This is a genomic window from Paraglaciecola sp. IT1134 (assembly GCF_058068185.1).
On sequence record NZ_CM176486.1, the window covers coordinates 3,609,988 to 3,626,433 of the forward strand.

Here is a 16,446-nt window from a genome sequence, read left to right on the forward strand (position 1 = left end):
TCCAAAATGGAGCCTTTTTTAAGTTTTAGACAATTACAGCGTAATGCCGCGATTTTTAGCTTTCTCTTTTATATAAGGCTCCCAACTTCTCGCGCTGCGAGCAGTAGATTTATCCTTTTTGGCTTCCAGAACATGCTTAAACGCATCTCTAAAGTTACCGGTATAAAAGTTAGCTTCCATCATCGCCATATGAATACGACCTTTATCATCAGCCCCTTCATCTAGCGCCTTCTGAAGAGCGCTCAAAGCATCTTTATACTGTTCAGACGACAAGAGCAACGTACCCTGTTTGCGATACAACTCTGGATCTGAGCTCATCTTCGCCGCTTCACCATAATAAGCTGCCGCTTTTTTATAGTTTTTGGCTTGATGCCATGAGTTCGCCAAGCTACTAAGAACTTTTTCATCTCTCTTAATTAACCCGTCTTTCATGTGTTTTTCATAGATAAAAGCAGCTTTGTATGGAATTTCATTGGTCGCATACAACTGGGTCAGCGCTTTGATTTCTGCAGCTTTGGTCAGGTAACCCTGATTATAAGCCATTTCAAAGGTAGACAGGCCTTTCTTGTAATCTTCAACTAACATGTAAAAGAAACCAAGTTGTGTCCAGTTCGCTTTATTATCAGGGAAGATTTGAACCATTTCCTCAGCTACTTTTAATGTCTCTTTATACATTTTACGACTGTAATAAGAGGTTAATTTAAGTGCATAGGCATTTTTATTTGGCTTATCATCCAACTCGATAGACTTATTAAGCGGCGCAATCATATCTGCGTACTTCTCAGTCTCATAAAGCGCCTGACCCATTCTAAGATAGACGTCAGCGTCTTCTTTACAGGTGAAATCCATCCATTGTTTATACCGAGTTACCGCTTCTGCATAACGTTTTTCTTGCATGTTTAAATCTGCAATCAAACGCAATGTGCCAGCTTGTTCAGTATCGTTTAACGCCTTAGCATTAACGGACTTTTCAAGATATTCGAGGGCTTTAGTGCCATTTTCAGATTTGGTGGCAAGTAAATTACCGATAAACCTGTCAGTGAATGCACGGTCAAATGTTTGCGAGGTATCAATCTCATAGAGAAGTGATAACGCTTCGTCAACCAAATCTTCGTTATAGGCCTCGTATGCCTTTTGGACTTTCTTACCTGTTCTTTCACTAGGAATATTAGTTGGACCACGTTTATAACCCGGACACACTATGGCTGCAGATTGTGCATTAGCAAAACTGCTGCCCAGTGTTGTGGCTACAAAAGTAGCGCCCACCAAGATGGTTGTAATGTATTTATTCATCATGATTGATCCAACTTAAAGTCTAATTGAACTTTCATATTGAACTGTTTCATCGGCTTACCGTCTTCGATCTTGGGTTTGTACTTCCATTTACCCAGAGCACGTTTAGCCTCACGATCAAACACCCGCTTAGGATCGGCGTCGATAACTTCTACGTCGTCTACGCCACCGACCTCATTTATGGTAAAAGATAATCTAACCCAACCTTCTTTGCCATCACGAGCGGCTTGCGCCGGGTATTTAGGCTCAATACGAACGATAGGTGTTGCATCACCATCTCGTTGCATCGCACCAACACCACCTATGTCAACCGAAGCACCACCAATATCCACTGCTGGCATATTAAAACTTAAGCCGTCAGTATCTGCATCCGCTGTATCCGGTTCAACAGGTTCCAGTTTAGGAGGTTGTTGAGGCGGTGGAGGCGGCGGCGGCGGTACCCGACTTCTGATCTGGGTAGCGTCGTCAGGTGTAGACATGACTATATCGATAACCGGTGCTGGCGGCACCTTCTCTTGTGGACTTGACGAGTTAGCTATTAATTTCGCCATGATCACAAACAAAACAAATGCCACTACCCCACCAAGAAGTATTGAAACTATTATGCGTCCCATACTAACTCCCCTCAGCAGCAATAGAAACGCGATCTATGCCTGCAGATTTTATTTGATCCATGACTTGCATTACCACGCCATGCTCAGCTTTTTCATCAGCCTGAATAATAATCACATCAGAAGGTTGTTCTGCCATCAAGCGCTCCAAGTTTGCCCGTACACTATCAATATCAATTTCACGTTTATCCATCCAGACGTTTCCGTCTTCAGTTACCGCAATAAAAATATTGGCATTTTTTGGCATAATAGCTTGGCTAGCTCCAGGTTTATTAACTTTAATACCTGCTTCTTTTACGAAAACTGTAGTTACAATAAAGAAGATCAGCATGATGAACACGATATCCAACATCGGCGTCATGTCTATCGCTGCATCTTCTTCTTCAACACGAACTTTTCGAGCCATAAATTCCTCTCTCTAATGATGGGGCAGACTATCGACTAGCTTTTCCCGTGCCATTTTCACTCTCGACTCAAGACGAGAGCTGAAAAAGACTCCAGATAAAGCCGCGACCATGCCAGCCATCGTTGGAATCGTAGCCATGGATATTCCGGCAGCCATTAAGCGCGGATTACCTGTGCCCTGCGTGGCCATAGTTTCGAACACACCGATCATTCCGGTAACTGTTCCAAGAAGGCCTATTAATGGACACATAGCGACAAGAGTTTTGATTAATACCATTCTTGCACTAAGACCATCAGATGCTTGCGAAATCCATGCGTCACGGATTCTATGCGCATACCAAGAGGTAGTATCTTCTCTAGCATCCCATTTTGAGACAATATCTTTTCTCAATTTTGGGAACACAGAAGTTAAGTACCAATAACGCTCAACCATTAAAGCCCACATTAGGAAGAGCGCTAAGGCGACAACGTATAATACGTCACCGCCGGCAGCGATAAAGTCCCTGACAGACTCCCATAGTTCTATCAGGTATAACATCTTATGCTTTCTCCGACTCTGCGTGCGCTGCAATTATACCAGCAGTTTGCTCGTCTAAAATATGCACGATTGATTTACTGCGACCCGCTACGATGCTATGCATCAAAATCAATGGTAATGCGGCGATAATACCCTGTGCCGTTGTTACCAACGCCATAGAGATACTGCCGGCCATTAATCTTGGGTCGCCTGTACCGAACAAAGTGATTTGCTGGAAGGTCATGATCATACCCAATACGGTGCCTAACAAACCTAACAGTGGTGCGATTGCGGCAAATATCTTGATGATATTAATACCACTTTCGATACTAGGCAGTTCTTTTAAGATTGCTTCATCAAGTTTAAGCTCAAGGTTCTCTACATCAGATGTTTTATTGGTATGGTAAACTTGCAGTATGCGGCCCAGAGGGTTGCCAGACGAAGGATTAGCCGTATTATTTAGCTGTGAACGCATTTTTCCACTGATAATGGTCAGTGTAATGAGTTTGTACAAACCGATAAGTAAACCAATAGCTAACATCACAGTGATAACATAACCAACCACACCACCGGCATGATAACGCTCTATCATAGTGGCTTTTTCTTTTAACAGACCAAGAATACCGCCACTAGAGGGATCCGCATAAAAAGGAACCAAACCAGATGTTGCGCTAAGTAATTCGTCGGCAGAATCAACTAAATAACTGTCAGGTTGACGACCTAGTGGTTGAACAATTTCATTCTGGTCGTCATAAACCAGATAACCTTGCTCACCGACCAAGTTAAATGTACCGATACGCACCACTTCTTGAGATTGTGAGCCACCGTCTAGCAGCACTACTTCTGTTTGGAAACGCGATACTTGACCAGACTCAGTCATTTCAGTCTGTAAAGCGAACCACAAGTCTTCCAATTCTTGAATATTAGGAAGGCCTTTAGATTCTTCAGACATACGTTTCAAAAATTCGCCACGTCCAGGGAACTCAGCACTAACGATTGATGTTGATATTTGGCCATAAGCTTCAGAAGCCGCTTGACGAACCACACCGAACATTTCGCCCAGGGTTCCGGTAGCTTGATTTAATTCTTGTTCTTTTTCTGCCAACGCAACTTCGTTGTCACCGTATTGCTTGGTAAGGGCATCGCCACGAGCTTGTTCAGCTTTTAGATTTGCCTGAGCTTTTCTCAACAATGCTTGTTTGTCGGCACGAGCAGATTGAAATTCGGCCTCACGATCTTTGTTGATGCGTGCTTCAGAAACACGGTTTTTCTTCACTTCTTGCAACAGGTCTTCTAAAGATGTTGCAGCTTGGGCTGAAGATGCGATTAATGCTATCGATACTGCAGCCAATACTGATTTAAAGATTGTTTTCATCGATATCACTCCGCAGCTTTGATGGGTAGTTTAATAAGATCAGCTGGCACGAGTTTGTTGGCCATACGCACAGCCTTGATTACAGAACTTAGGTATTCATCACCTAGTTTCTGCCATGCTCTTGCATCATTATCCCAAACCCAGGCATTTTTTTGATCTAGTGACAATGCAGCTAACGCTGTACGGCCAAGATTAAAGAAATCAACAGTAATTTCAGTTCCTTCAAAATCAAGTTTACCTTGATAGGACCGAATACCTCTGCCGTACTCATTCTCAATTTGATAAGATTCGATCACCTGACGGAACTGCTCCGACGTGGTTACGTTTGAGTTAGCCATAACATCACGGAGACGCTCGACACGGGCATGCCTTTCGTCAAGGTTAATCGGAATATCCAATTCTATGAACTGTTCAAGACTATCGATCATTCTAAACATAAGCGGTACAACGCCACGTTTAACACCGTCAATACCGTCTATTTGCTTCTGCAGTGAATCGATACTGCGTTTCTGATCAGCAACCAAAGTTGCAAGGTAATCGTTGTACACTTTTAAATTTTCTGTTTCATCGACTACTTGGCGATAGTCAGAAAAAATGTCTAACGATTGTTCATATAATTTGTTGATTTTTTCTTGAGATTTCTTTGCAGCTACGTGAATTTTTGCTTCTTCATTATGAAGATCATTCAACGAATCTGCAGAGACAACTGCGCTGCTACCGAGTGCGAAAGCACCGATTACGGCAGAAGAAATAAGGTTTCTCTTGCTCATTTTGGACATAATTCCCAACCAATTTTCTTGTTTTGGATCCTCGCTTACGGGTAAAAAATCGTAGCAAGGGGCTCTTAAGCTTTATAAGTTATAGGGGCTTAGTATAAATCTAATTTAACACTAAGACCCCAAGATATTCACACGGATACCAGCGAATTGTCAAGGTGGGAGGCGCACTATGCACAACAAAATTACGCATAGTATGTGGCTCACAGCGGTAAGTAGACGCTAGTGAAATTACATTTTCAAGCTAAATTTAGGCAGTATTTGCCAACACGCTCAATATAACGCCTGCTTTTCGAACAAATACTGATAAAGAGGCTATTTTTTACACATAAATAGACAGAATGTTTGACCAGCCTAACTTTTAGGACGAGGCGATATTTTTACGGCCAACTCCTCTGACCACTATTTCGTTTGGCTAGTTCATCTAAACTAAAACGTTGATTTGTAGCTATTACCAGTAACTTTTAACCTTCATATTTCTTTGTTTATGCCGAACAGGCTTTTTCAAACATAATCTTTGCTTGCTCAAACCTTCCACCTTCGACTAGCAGGGAACCGTACATTCTATATATTTCGGGATGTTTGTAACTTTGTATAAGTGATTTATAAAGTTTCTCTGTTTCAACAATCGGTTAACGAGATGCCCACTCATTCTGATTTAGAGCGTTTTCGGATTCACCACCCCGGTGGGGCAAATCGAGTAGGGTGAGACTTATGCCTCATCCCTCTCACAGAACCGTACGTACGGACCTCGTATACGGCTCCTGTATTCTTCACTTTTCATCCGTTACTTCCTAGTAACTGATGAAGCAAGCCATCCTGTCCTGACGTCTTCTATTGAATATAAACCAAGCTCTACAAACCATTGATTGGGCATGGCATAACTCGATAAAGGGCTGGCTGCACTGCGCCACGTGTTCATCTGTATTAGCTTAAACGGTGGTTTGTACTTTAGCTGTTTTAGTCGTCGATGTAGCCTTAATGGCGTTTTCCACAACCTCAACTGGATTGCCCTTAATCTTCGTCTTATCCACCCTGCCAAGGCTTGCAACTCTCGTTTACAATGGGCGATACTAAAATAATTCACAAAACCTCGTATCACAGGGTTTAGCCTTTTTATCACTTCAGCTAAATTTATCCCGCCATTACGTTTGGTTAATTGCTTAACTTTCTGTTTAAAACCTGTGAGTTTCGATGCTTGTATCCGTGTCCATTGGCTACCTATCTCGACTCCTAAGAATTTGACTCCTTTGCCACTATGAGCAATATGCGTCTTCTTCTGATTGACGGTTAACTTCAAGTCTTTTTCGAGTATCTGAGTCGCTGTCTGTAATGCCTTTTGTGCTGCTTTTTCCGTGCCACACAAGATCAATATATCATCGGCGTATCTCACTATTCGGTGATTTCGTCGTTTCATTTCTTGATCAAAAGCATCTAGGTAGATATTAGCCAACAAAGGGCTGATTACTCCGCCTTGAGGACTTCCTACCTGACTCACTTCCCAGTGATTGCCTATCATTACCCCACTTTTCAAGAACTGATTAATCAGCTTCAAAATGCTACCGTCTGTCACTTTGCGTTTAACACTGCTGAGAATTAACTCGTGATCCAGTAAGTCAAAACACTTGGACAAGTCCATGTCGACAACCCAGTCACGATGATATTTACGTATAAACACCGTCGCTTTGCTGATAGCGTCATGACAGCTTCGTTTCGGCCTGTACCCATAACTTGATGGGTGAAAATCGATGTCGAATATCGGTTGGATAATGTTCAATAGGGTTTGTTGCACTATACGATCTCTAACTGCGGGAATACCAAGCATTCTTATACTGCCGTCGTCTTTAGGTATTTCTACCCGCTTGACTGGCTGCGCTCGATATTGCTTGGTTTGCAGTTCAAGTTGCAGTTGTTTCAAGTTTGCTTCTAAATTCAGAGCGAATGCGCCTACGGACTGCCCATCTATTCCGGCCGCTCCTTTAGCAGCTTTCACTTTTTTGAATCCCTTGTACAGGTTGTTGATATCTAACAATTGTCCGTACAAGCTGTAGTAAACTGTCATTTCCTACCTTTGCTTGCGGTATGTCGGTTCGTGTTATTTTGCTTATCGGTGGATCCTTTATGATGACATTAGGTGTGCTAGCCTATTGGCAATCTGCCTAAGCGGTCGGTCATTACTCCCTTGCTCGCCCTTCTATTCTCAGCGTCCACATTCCTGCTTGGCCGTCATGTCTTGGCTGTTTCCGTCGAAACACTTGTGAGCCGATAAACTAAATTCCTCGTCTTTCATACGCTTAAAGAATACTTCCCCCCTTCGCAATCAATTGAAGCTTTTGGCTAAAATTGACCCTACCAGACACACTGCTGATAGTCGGCTTGGTTTTATCCTCCACACCATTACTGGCTTTCATCGGCCTAGCCTTACTCACTACTACGGGTTCATCTGCCACCTCACACCGACCATAAACCTTGGGTTTCCCCTTGAATTTAGACCACTTACTTACAGTAAGTTTAGATGCCAGGCTTCCCCAGTTACTGCACTGACTCCCTGTTAGAAATCCCACCCTCAATCACAGCATTGGTCTGACTAAGTATTGGGCTTCGCGCTATTTTGGACGCTTACCCACCAATACCGCCGAAACAGGTTACGGTTAGTTGTGTACCTCTAACTTCCTATGGCTTCCTTCACACCCCACCGTTAGCCAGTGGCGCACTTGCCATTCAGATTATCTTCCCCTTAGTCAGGGTGACTCCACTATCTTTCAAGTGGACGGGTTTGCCAGCTTCGCTGGGCAAACAAAAAAACCCAAAGAACCACGTTCTTTGGGTTTTAAAACTAAACAATATTAACTGTAATTAGAAACTTAATTTAAAGCCAACATAATAATATCTACGAATAGCATCATAAACATCTGAGGCAGTGTTTGTTCCCGTAACATCGCCAGGGACACCTTGTCCAAGCAAAGGAGGTTCTTTATCGAAAAGATTATCTACACCAGCGTAGATCTCATACATTCCATCTTCGTCCAAAGTATATCTTGCTTGCAAATCATGGTAAACAAAACTACCAATCTCGCCAAAATTTTCTTTCTGATCATTTTCAACGAAAACGCGATCAAGGTAACGAGTTGACCATGCAACGGTAAGGTAATCCATTTGATAGGTTGCACTCAGGTTGATTTTCCAATCTGGGGCACCAATTTCACCTTGGCTATCAACCGCCTCACCACCAGCAAAGGGAACAAAGTCGTTCGCCATTGAATGGTTACCAACCATACCAAGAATTAGATTGCCTTCCCCCACTGCCATTGAGTAATCAGCAGTAAAATCAACGCCTTCAACTTCATACTCAGCAACGTTAATTGATAGAGCATCAATTCTAAGCACCAGACCTGAAGTAGGATCACGCTCGATCAAATCACAGAACGGGTTATTCGGGAAAGAACTTTGGCGGACACACTGATCAACAGTGGTCTGTGCCTCAAACTCGTTGATTGCATTATCAACCGTAATTTTGTAATAATCCATTGTAAAGCTAAGATTTTCTACCTGCGACGGTGTGTAAACAAATCCAATAGTGGTTGCTTCAGACTCTTCTTCTGTCAAATCAGGGTTACCAGCAGACAAACCACCGGCGCTTCTTATGTTATTGCCAAACGGATCTAGCGTTGCAGTCCCAGCAATTGTTGCACAATTTGCTTGAACCGTCGCAGATTGAGTCTGATATGTCTCACCTGTAGAACTTGTGCCACCTGCGCCACCAAAAGCACAAGGATCAACAAAATCTCGGAAAGTTTCACTACCTGGGTCGAACAACTCACCAATATTTGGTGCTCTTACAGCAGTAGAGAACCCACCACGAATCTTAAGATCTTCGATTGGAGACCAATCTAACGATGCCTTATAGGTCGTTGCATCGCCAGTGGTGCTGTAGTCAGAATATCGAACAGCGAATTCAAGTCCAAGATAATGCGCTAACGGCGCTTCTGCAAGCAAAGGTATTACTGCTTCAGCAAAAAACTCGCTAACGTCAAATGTTCCAACTGTATTGGGTGTTGTATTCCCAGAAGTCAAACCAGATTGAGCTAAAGAATCCGAATTAAAACGACTCTCTTCTTCACGCCATTCATAACCAAAGGCAACTCCAACATCACCAGCTGGTAATTCAAAAGCAACACCTGAAATGGTAGCTCCAATTACTTCTTGCTCCATTTTAGATGTTAACTGACTATCAACTGAAACCCAGTCCAAAGCAGCGCCTGATATACTACCAGCGCCAAAAACATCAATGGGTACACACCCCAAGTCTTTCGCAAAACTATCAACACATTGCAAACCACCGGCGCCATCAGCTTCAACTCTTAGAGCATTAAAGAAGTTGAGTGTATTAAATACACCACCATTTGTCTGGTCTTGACCGAAGTTGCCATACTGATAGTACGCTTCATATTCCCAGTCATCGTTTATTATACCTTCAAAGCCAAGGGCCGTTCTAAATACACGTCTTTGTACATCACTAGAACGTGGACCCAATTCAACAAAGCGACGTCGCATTGCGATTTCAGTTGCGTCAGGATCTCCGGCTAAGACAGCTGAACGCAATTCAGCTGGAACAAAAGCGTTATCAATAGGAATACGGATATTAGCTATACTGTTACCAACGCTAATAAAATCACCAACGATGCTAGGCTCTAATCTAGAAAAAGATGATAATTCATTATAACTTGTTTCACTAAAAAAGTTGAAATGCTCGTTAATCTCATAGTTGATATTTGCACTAACTTGGGTACGTTCTGTTGGAACTTTAATAATCCTAACTTGGTTACGGTCAAAACCGTCTTCAGCCAAATCTAAAGGTTTATCCCAAACCCCTGTACTATCATTCTGGGTGATAAATCCGCCACCAGGAATTTGGAAATTACCTTTTGGGCCAAATGAACTGTTGTTTGCATCGTTCGCAGATAACTTTCTATCTCTGGAGTTAAGTATTCCACTATCACTATGCCCCAAATAAAGTACTGCATTACCTTTGTCGTCAGCAAAGTTGCTACCCACAGTCAAAGACAAGTCAGTACGATCGCCACCACCAATATCAGAATCGCCGTAGCGACCTTCGATTTCAAAACCTTCAAAATCGTCTTTCATGATGAAGTTGATTACGCCGGATATTGCTTCAGAGCCATATACAGCAGACGCGCCACCGGTCACAACTTCGACGCGCTCAACCAAACTAACTGGGATCATAGATACATCTACAGTAGATGACCCCGCTGAGCCACCTATATGACGTCTCCCATTAACTAGGATTAATGTTCTCTCTGAGCCTAAGTTTCTTAAGTCAATTGTGTTGAGACCCGTTGTAGACGTTCTAAAATTAGTGCTGGTGTCAGCCGAACCGGGAATACCTGCTGATGGCAATTCGTTTAAGAAGTCTGCAACGTTACTTGCGCCGGTTATCTCAATTGCAACTTCGTTGATGATGTTTATAGGCGAACTTGAAACCAACTCTTGACGTTTTATTCTTGAACCCGTAACGGATATTTTCTCAACGACGTCGGCTTCTGCTTTAGAAGCTTCTTGTGCATTTACTGTGGTGCTTGATAATGCAGTGGCAGCCGCACCGAAGGCAATTGCCAAGCGAATTGACTTCGCTAGTTTGGAATTTGTAAACATGTATGTCTCCCAGGACCACTAATTTATTAGTGTGAGTTTTATCGCTTTTGCGAATTATTTATTATGAGATAGTGGATCTCAAGCTGATAATAGCGAATCAAACTTGTATTGGTCAATAAGTAGCAACGTAGAATACCTAAAAGTTCCAAGTTATATGGCAATGAACACAAGCCCATCGTAGCAATTTGTTTACGCGAGGTATTTTCAACACCCATAAATTACCTATAGAAACTTGTATTTCACCTGTATTGCTAATTATGTTATTAGTAGTTTGAGGTGTAGTGCACGACTAATGCTATTCTCGGTTTTATAAGAAAGTCAGTATCGACGTCCTGACTCGTTACGGCTTTGACCAGACCCGCCTGCTCTATTCCAGTACATTACTTTTTTATCCAGTTTATTGTTGCTGAAGATAAACAGCGCATTGTTAAAAGGCGGTAGCCCAAGCTCTTACGCTAGCCAACCACCAGACCATTGATGGATTTACGGAAATAGACCGCCTAAATATGCAAATAGATATCCGCCGCCCAGAAACATTTTCATACGGACAACACCCTGAGCGTTTGAGATATCGTTGAGGTTCGAGCCTAAGTGGTAAGGTAAATCTGGGATCGCCTAGCTGCAATATCATCACGCAAGTCACAACGCCTGGTATAGATTGTTTACACTTTTAGCTGTTCAGGTTCCCAAAACGCCGGTGGTTTTAAGCCACTGTTCTATAGGTCTATTGGGCTTGGGTTATCCCATACCAGTCTGCTTTTATGCTCATCTTGTTCATATCAACTTCATCATACGTCAACAAAGTTAATTGAGTGCGAAGCTAATATGAAAAATGAAATACAGCGTTTACCACTTATACAGATTTACCTAGAGCGGAGCATTTATCCATGTCTTTTCTTGAGCATGTGCTGTCGCATTCGAATCAATGGGCTGTCGGCAGCGTAAAATTGGCCTCACTAGCTCCTCGCCAACTTAGCTCAAGCATTGGTGATTTACTCTCGTCTCTAGGATGTTTAAAACCTGGTATCGGGGTAATGCCTTGACTTTGTCCTTTACCTGTAGCGAAATTCTCTCCCCGTTGCTTAACGGTAATGTGAAGAATGTTGTATGTAAATAAAGCAATGAGAAATCACCAATGCTGATGAAAATAGGTGATAAAGGAAAGTCATTGGTCAATATAATTATCACTAAATGGTTGCAAGTATTTAGCAAACTCAGTCCCTAACCCTACAGATTTTGAATATACTGGATTCCTAACTTGTAAAGAGCTAGACGTGGTCACTTCCCTTTTCTTTTCATAGAAATTGCCAATCAACTCTTCATCACTGAGTCGGCAATGGGCTAATATTTTTTTTGTCCATTCTTGTGGCGAACACACCAGTTCTTCATAAGGTACTACCAGTATTTTATCACCCAGCAAATTTTTCCAATGGGCAAATAATCTGTTTTCGTTGTTAAAATGTTCTGCAATATCTGTCAATGACCAACTCCATGGCATATTGCCACTAAAACAAGTGCGAAAGCATGACAAGGCTGAATCCAGAGGATTTCGTTTCAACCAAATAACGGGGGAGCGTGGGAATATATGTCCTATTAATCCCAAATATCGACTGTTATTTAGGGTTTTATCGACTATTGTCCCTGTGCCGCCAAATCTCTGTTGAGCCAAACCAAGGTAGATTTCCGAAACCCTACCCCACGCCTCCTCCGGGAGCTGAAATTTGTCCTCGTAAACCTTTGCAAATTGACTACCAGCACCTCTCATTTCCAAGGTTGCTTTTCGGACAAGATCAATTTCACCTCCACCAAGTACTTGACTGTGGGCGGTGATAATGTGCTCTACCAAAGTAGTACCAGAGCGAGGCCAACCCAAAACAAAAATAGGCGATTTTGAATCAGCTTCACTATAGGCAAGGTTTTCGTATGCCTCTTTGTTAAAACTTCTAATCAGTGCATCAACCATTCTTCGCTCGGCCAATACAACATATTTGTTCCGGGATGCCATTATTTCCGCTCCGGATGTAAAAGCTTCCCATGCCCCATCAACGTCTGCACCATCTAGCCGCACCTTGCCCAGGGCGTAAAGGTAGCTTGCTCTGGATACTTGATCAGTTTTTGCTACCGACTCCTTTGCAGCTTTGAGTTGCACTAAATCCGGATCGTCCGAAGCAAAGGTCTTTAAGGCCACAAAATTGAGCCAACTCAGACCTGAGCCTTTCCACTGCTTTAATAACGCCCTAAAAACCTCAATAGCGCCGGGGATATCCCCAAGTTGGGAACGGGTTGACGCAATAAAGTGTTGCAGCGTTACATCGTAGGGGAGCGTTTTCTGTAAGTCTTCAATTAACATCAGTCCTTCAGATATTTGCCCCATTTCGGCCAATATCCCAGCTCTGACAAGTTGTCGCTGAGGATGGTGAATTTTCATATTGGTATAACGCTGTGCCGCATTTCGTGCCAGTTCAACTTCGCCCATATTTTGCGCCAATTTGGCCGCTACCAACCAATTATCACCCAACATGGCGTCATTGTTAACTAAGTGAGACAGACGCTTGCATGCCGCTTCTCTATCACCAGCCTTAAAATCTTTCAGCACTCGCTCTAATTCTGCTACATCATTCAACTTCAGCCCCTTTCTCAGACAAACCAATCCAAATAAAAAAGTCCGGTGATACTTTATCACCGGACTTTTTTTCTCGCTAACCTGATAGTTTAAAGTAACTACAGCTTACGCAGATTTTTAGAACTTGAGCGATGCGCTTAGACGGGCATAACGCGGAGCCTGATAGCGATCAACTAAATTATAATCAGGATCGGGTGTTCCATCATCAAATTCCGCATCTTCTTCCGTTTCCTGCACTTTATCGTTGTCCAGCACGTTGTATACATCACCACGCAGTTCAAGATCGTAATCTCCAACTTTGGTGGTATAGGTCAAGGACAGATCTAAGGTAAAGGAACTAGGTTGGTTACCCAATGAACCACGTGGAACTAATTCACCACCAACAAAGAATGAGTCATTACCGTATCCTTGGGCAAACTCATCTGTAGGATGAAGACCAAAAGCATTTTTAGGACGACCAGACTGGTACCTAAAGTTCGCGCCAGCAACCAAGTTTTCCTGGATAGAGTAAGCACCAAACACCTTCACCTGATGGCGACGGTCATTAGGCAAATTACCGTAGGCACCCTGAACCAACCCAGGTTGGTCGAAGTTAGTGGTTATACCCGCATCGTCCTGGCCATTGTCTGAACGAACAAAACCTTCATTGTTACCATAACTGTGTGACCAGGTATAAGAACCTTGTAACATCCAAACCCCATCCCATTGGCGATTGAAAGTAACATCGATGGCATGATATTTCCGGATCACTTCAGGGTAACCTAAATCTGCAGCAGGAACAGTGTACGCCTGCAAGGCAAGTGGACCGTCGCCATCAGGATCAGTAGTGATAGTCATATCACTTCCGGGATTACCTAACACGTAGTAGTGAAATCCAGAACAATTTGTACATTCACTACCAAACTCTCTTCTAAGGTAGTCATCAAAACCCTTATCTATGGCAACATCTTCAAGAGCCACACCCACTTCGCGGGTGGTGCCTTTAATACCCATGCTCCATTCTTCATTCAGGTTAAAATCATAACCTAAGATAAATTCGTCCTGATACATAGGTTCTACATTAGCGTCAACTACCTCCAGTGTTCCCTTTTGAGTACCATCACCAAAAATGGCCGTAGCACCACAGTTATCGAAAGTAGGCACAAAATCGCTGTCTATTGAGACAACATCACAGGTCTTTTGGGTAAATAATTCAGAACCTGCGACACGGACGTTAGTATTGGTTGGAACAGGAATATAATACCGACCATAGTTTGCATACAATTTAGACTCGCCGTCCCCCATCACGTCCCAGGCAAAACCTACACGTGGAGATATTTGGTCTTTAATTTCGATGAAGGCTTCGCCGTCGCCGTTGTAGTTGATAAATTCTTCGTTACGTATACCAATATTGGCAACAAAATTATCTGTAACCTGCCAGGTATCCTGAATGTAATAAGCCTGAGAATCCGTTTTAAAATTTGCTGAAGCCTGGAAGTTTTCGCGAACACGAACTCGCTGCAAAGGCACATCATCGACATTCTGATAGCGGTAGAAGAAACGTCCAGGATAGCCACGTTCAGCTGCAGAGCTTAAGTCTTCATTGTCATAACCAAAACGTATGGCATGATCACCTAAGTAATAGTCAAAATCTAAACGAAAAACATCACGCTCATCGGCACCATGTTCAAAGAAGTCAACTACCCAATTACCGTAAGCAACACCGGTATTTCTATCGGTAATAAGGTTGGTATTTGGATCGGAGTTATCTTCAGAGCGATCGGCTTCATTTTTCCCGTACAAGGCACTGATAGTAAAATCGTCGGTAATGATCCCCGTGTACTTAACAATATAATTGTCCCCACCACGGTTGTATACGCCGGCTCCACGGAAACCTTCGTTTTCCCGAGTATCCGGATTTATATTAACCTGACTACGGGTTACTTCATTGTCATCAGAGAAGTAAGTAAGCTCAAGTAAATGGTCGTCTGTAATGTACCAGTCAATTTTTGATCCCCAAAAACTGGAACTTGATTTGTCAGTAGAGGTCGTTGACGCTTGTTCAGTCTCGATCTCTACACTACGTGGATTAAACATTACGTAGTAGAATAATTTGTCCTGAATTAGTGCACCACTGGCCCAAAGATTCCCCTGTAGTGAATCACTTTCGGTTTCATTATTGATTGCGTGTAATACGCCATTGTCCTGGAATACTTGTGGTCTGTCGCTACGAAGTGAACCTGGCTCCCAATACACGTTTACACCCGCGTGGAATTCGTTTGAGCCTTTTTTGGTCGTTGCGTTAACCACACCGCCTAAGGCACGACCAAACTCAGCAGAATAACCACCGGATTTAACTTCAAAGGTATCGTAGAAATCAAACGGAACTGAGCTACCACCTAGACCTTTACGCAGGTTAGTTAAGTTCAATCCGTTAACCAAGAACGCATTTTCTGCCAGTGATGCGCCGCCAAAAGATACGAAACCAGGACCACCTTCAATGGCCGAACCTTCACCAAAAGAACCATCACCCAAGGAAGTTCCTGGCGCCAATAATGCGACTGAAGACATGTCTCGTGCGATTGGCACACGAGCAATCAAGTCCTGATCAACAACCAGTTTGGATTCTGAAGAAGATATATCGAAACTAGATATAGAAGTACCTGTTACCGAGATACGTTCCATATCCGATCCACTGGCTAGAGCGATGTCGATATTTGTTTTACCACTGGTACCAACAGAAAAATTTTCCTGTTTAGAAATGGTAAATCCATCTTTTACCGCTTCCATGGAATAGTTGCCAGCGGGCAACAATGGAAAACGAAAAACGCCATCTTCATCAGATAAAACCGTACGGGTTAGGCCGGTATCAATATTCTTGATGGTTACGCTAACGCCCCCCAACTTGTCGCCATCCGCGCTGATTGAGTGACCGCTTATAAAACCTGAACCTACAGCTGCTAGTGCAGGCATTGCTGCACCTAGAGTTGCCGTCACAGCTAAAGCCGTGATACTTTTTTTAAAAATGGACATGTATGTCTCCCTGGACCACTATTAATTAGTGTAATTATTTATCGCTTAAGCGAATTATTTATTATGAGGTAGTGAGCCTCGAACTCGATAATATAGCCCTAAATAGCAGTTGGTCAATGGCTTGTTTACGCTTAATTCACAAAGTTCAAAAAACTTTCAGT

General features: G+C 42.9%; 10 protein-coding genes. All 10 read right to left on the reverse strand.

Annotated elements, in window-relative coordinates; genetic code table 11:
• Window positions 1-33 precede the first annotated feature (33 nt).
• The 10 genes from AC3RV5_RS15755 to AC3RV5_RS15800 all read right to left on the reverse strand — a co-directional run bounded on the left by AC3RV5_RS15755 (window position 34) and on the right by AC3RV5_RS15800 (window position 16,285).
• Entirely contained in the window at window positions 34-1,293 is a 1,260-nt protein-coding gene (locus AC3RV5_RS15755; protein ID WP_489732181.1) for a tetratricopeptide repeat protein, read from the reverse strand.
• Window positions 1,293-1,907 (reverse strand): energy transducer TonB, encoded by a 615-nt coding sequence (locus AC3RV5_RS15760; protein ID WP_489728557.1) that lies wholly within the window; start codon window positions 1,905-1,907, stop codon window positions 1,293-1,295. The genes AC3RV5_RS15755 and AC3RV5_RS15760 overlap by 1 nt, the downstream gene beginning before the upstream one ends.
• 1 nt (window position 1,908) lies before the next feature.
• On the reverse strand, window positions 1,909-2,310 hold the full coding sequence (locus AC3RV5_RS15765) for an ExbD/TolR family protein (RefSeq protein ID WP_489728558.1): 402 nt from the start codon (window positions 2,308-2,310) through the stop codon (window positions 1,909-1,911).
• Between the two features lie 12 nt (window positions 2,311-2,322).
• Window positions 2,323-2,847 (reverse strand): MotA/TolQ/ExbB proton channel family protein, encoded by a 525-nt coding sequence (locus AC3RV5_RS15770; RefSeq protein ID WP_489728559.1) that lies wholly within the window; start codon window positions 2,845-2,847, stop codon window positions 2,323-2,325.
• 1 nt (window position 2,848) lies between these two features.
• Window positions 2,849-4,201, reverse strand: coding sequence for a MotA/TolQ/ExbB proton channel family protein (locus AC3RV5_RS15775; RefSeq protein WP_489728560.1), 1,353 nt, complete (start codon window positions 4,199-4,201; stop codon window positions 2,849-2,851).
• A 5-nt stretch (window positions 4,202-4,206) separates the two neighbouring features.
• Complete coding sequence (locus tag AC3RV5_RS15780; RefSeq protein ID WP_489728561.1) at window positions 4,207-4,971, reverse strand: DUF3450 domain-containing protein; 765 nt, start codon at window positions 4,969-4,971, stop codon at window positions 4,207-4,209.
• 793 nt (window positions 4,972-5,764) lie between these two features.
• Complete coding sequence (ltrA, locus tag AC3RV5_RS15785; RefSeq protein ID WP_489728562.1) at window positions 5,765-7,039, reverse strand: group II intron reverse transcriptase/maturase; 1,275 nt, start codon at window positions 7,037-7,039, stop codon at window positions 5,765-5,767.
• 794 nt (window positions 7,040-7,833) lie between these two features.
• On the reverse strand, window positions 7,834-10,650 hold the full coding sequence (locus tag AC3RV5_RS15790) for a TonB-dependent receptor plug domain-containing protein (RefSeq protein WP_489728563.1): 2,817 nt from the start codon (window positions 10,648-10,650) through the stop codon (window positions 7,834-7,836).
• A gap of 1,165 nt (window positions 10,651-11,815) precedes the next feature.
• A complete protein-coding gene (locus AC3RV5_RS15795; protein WP_489728564.1) occupies window positions 11,816-13,273 on the reverse strand; it encodes a tetratricopeptide repeat-containing sulfotransferase family protein in 1,458 nt (485 codons plus the stop codon).
• 117 nt (window positions 13,274-13,390) lie between these two features.
• Window positions 13,391-16,285 carry a TonB-dependent receptor gene (locus AC3RV5_RS15800; RefSeq protein WP_489728565.1) on the reverse strand — a complete coding sequence of 965 codons (2,895 nt, stop codon included), beginning with the start codon at window positions 16,283-16,285 and terminating at the stop codon, window positions 13,391-13,393.
• Between the last annotated feature and the right edge of the window lie 161 nt (window positions 16,286-16,446).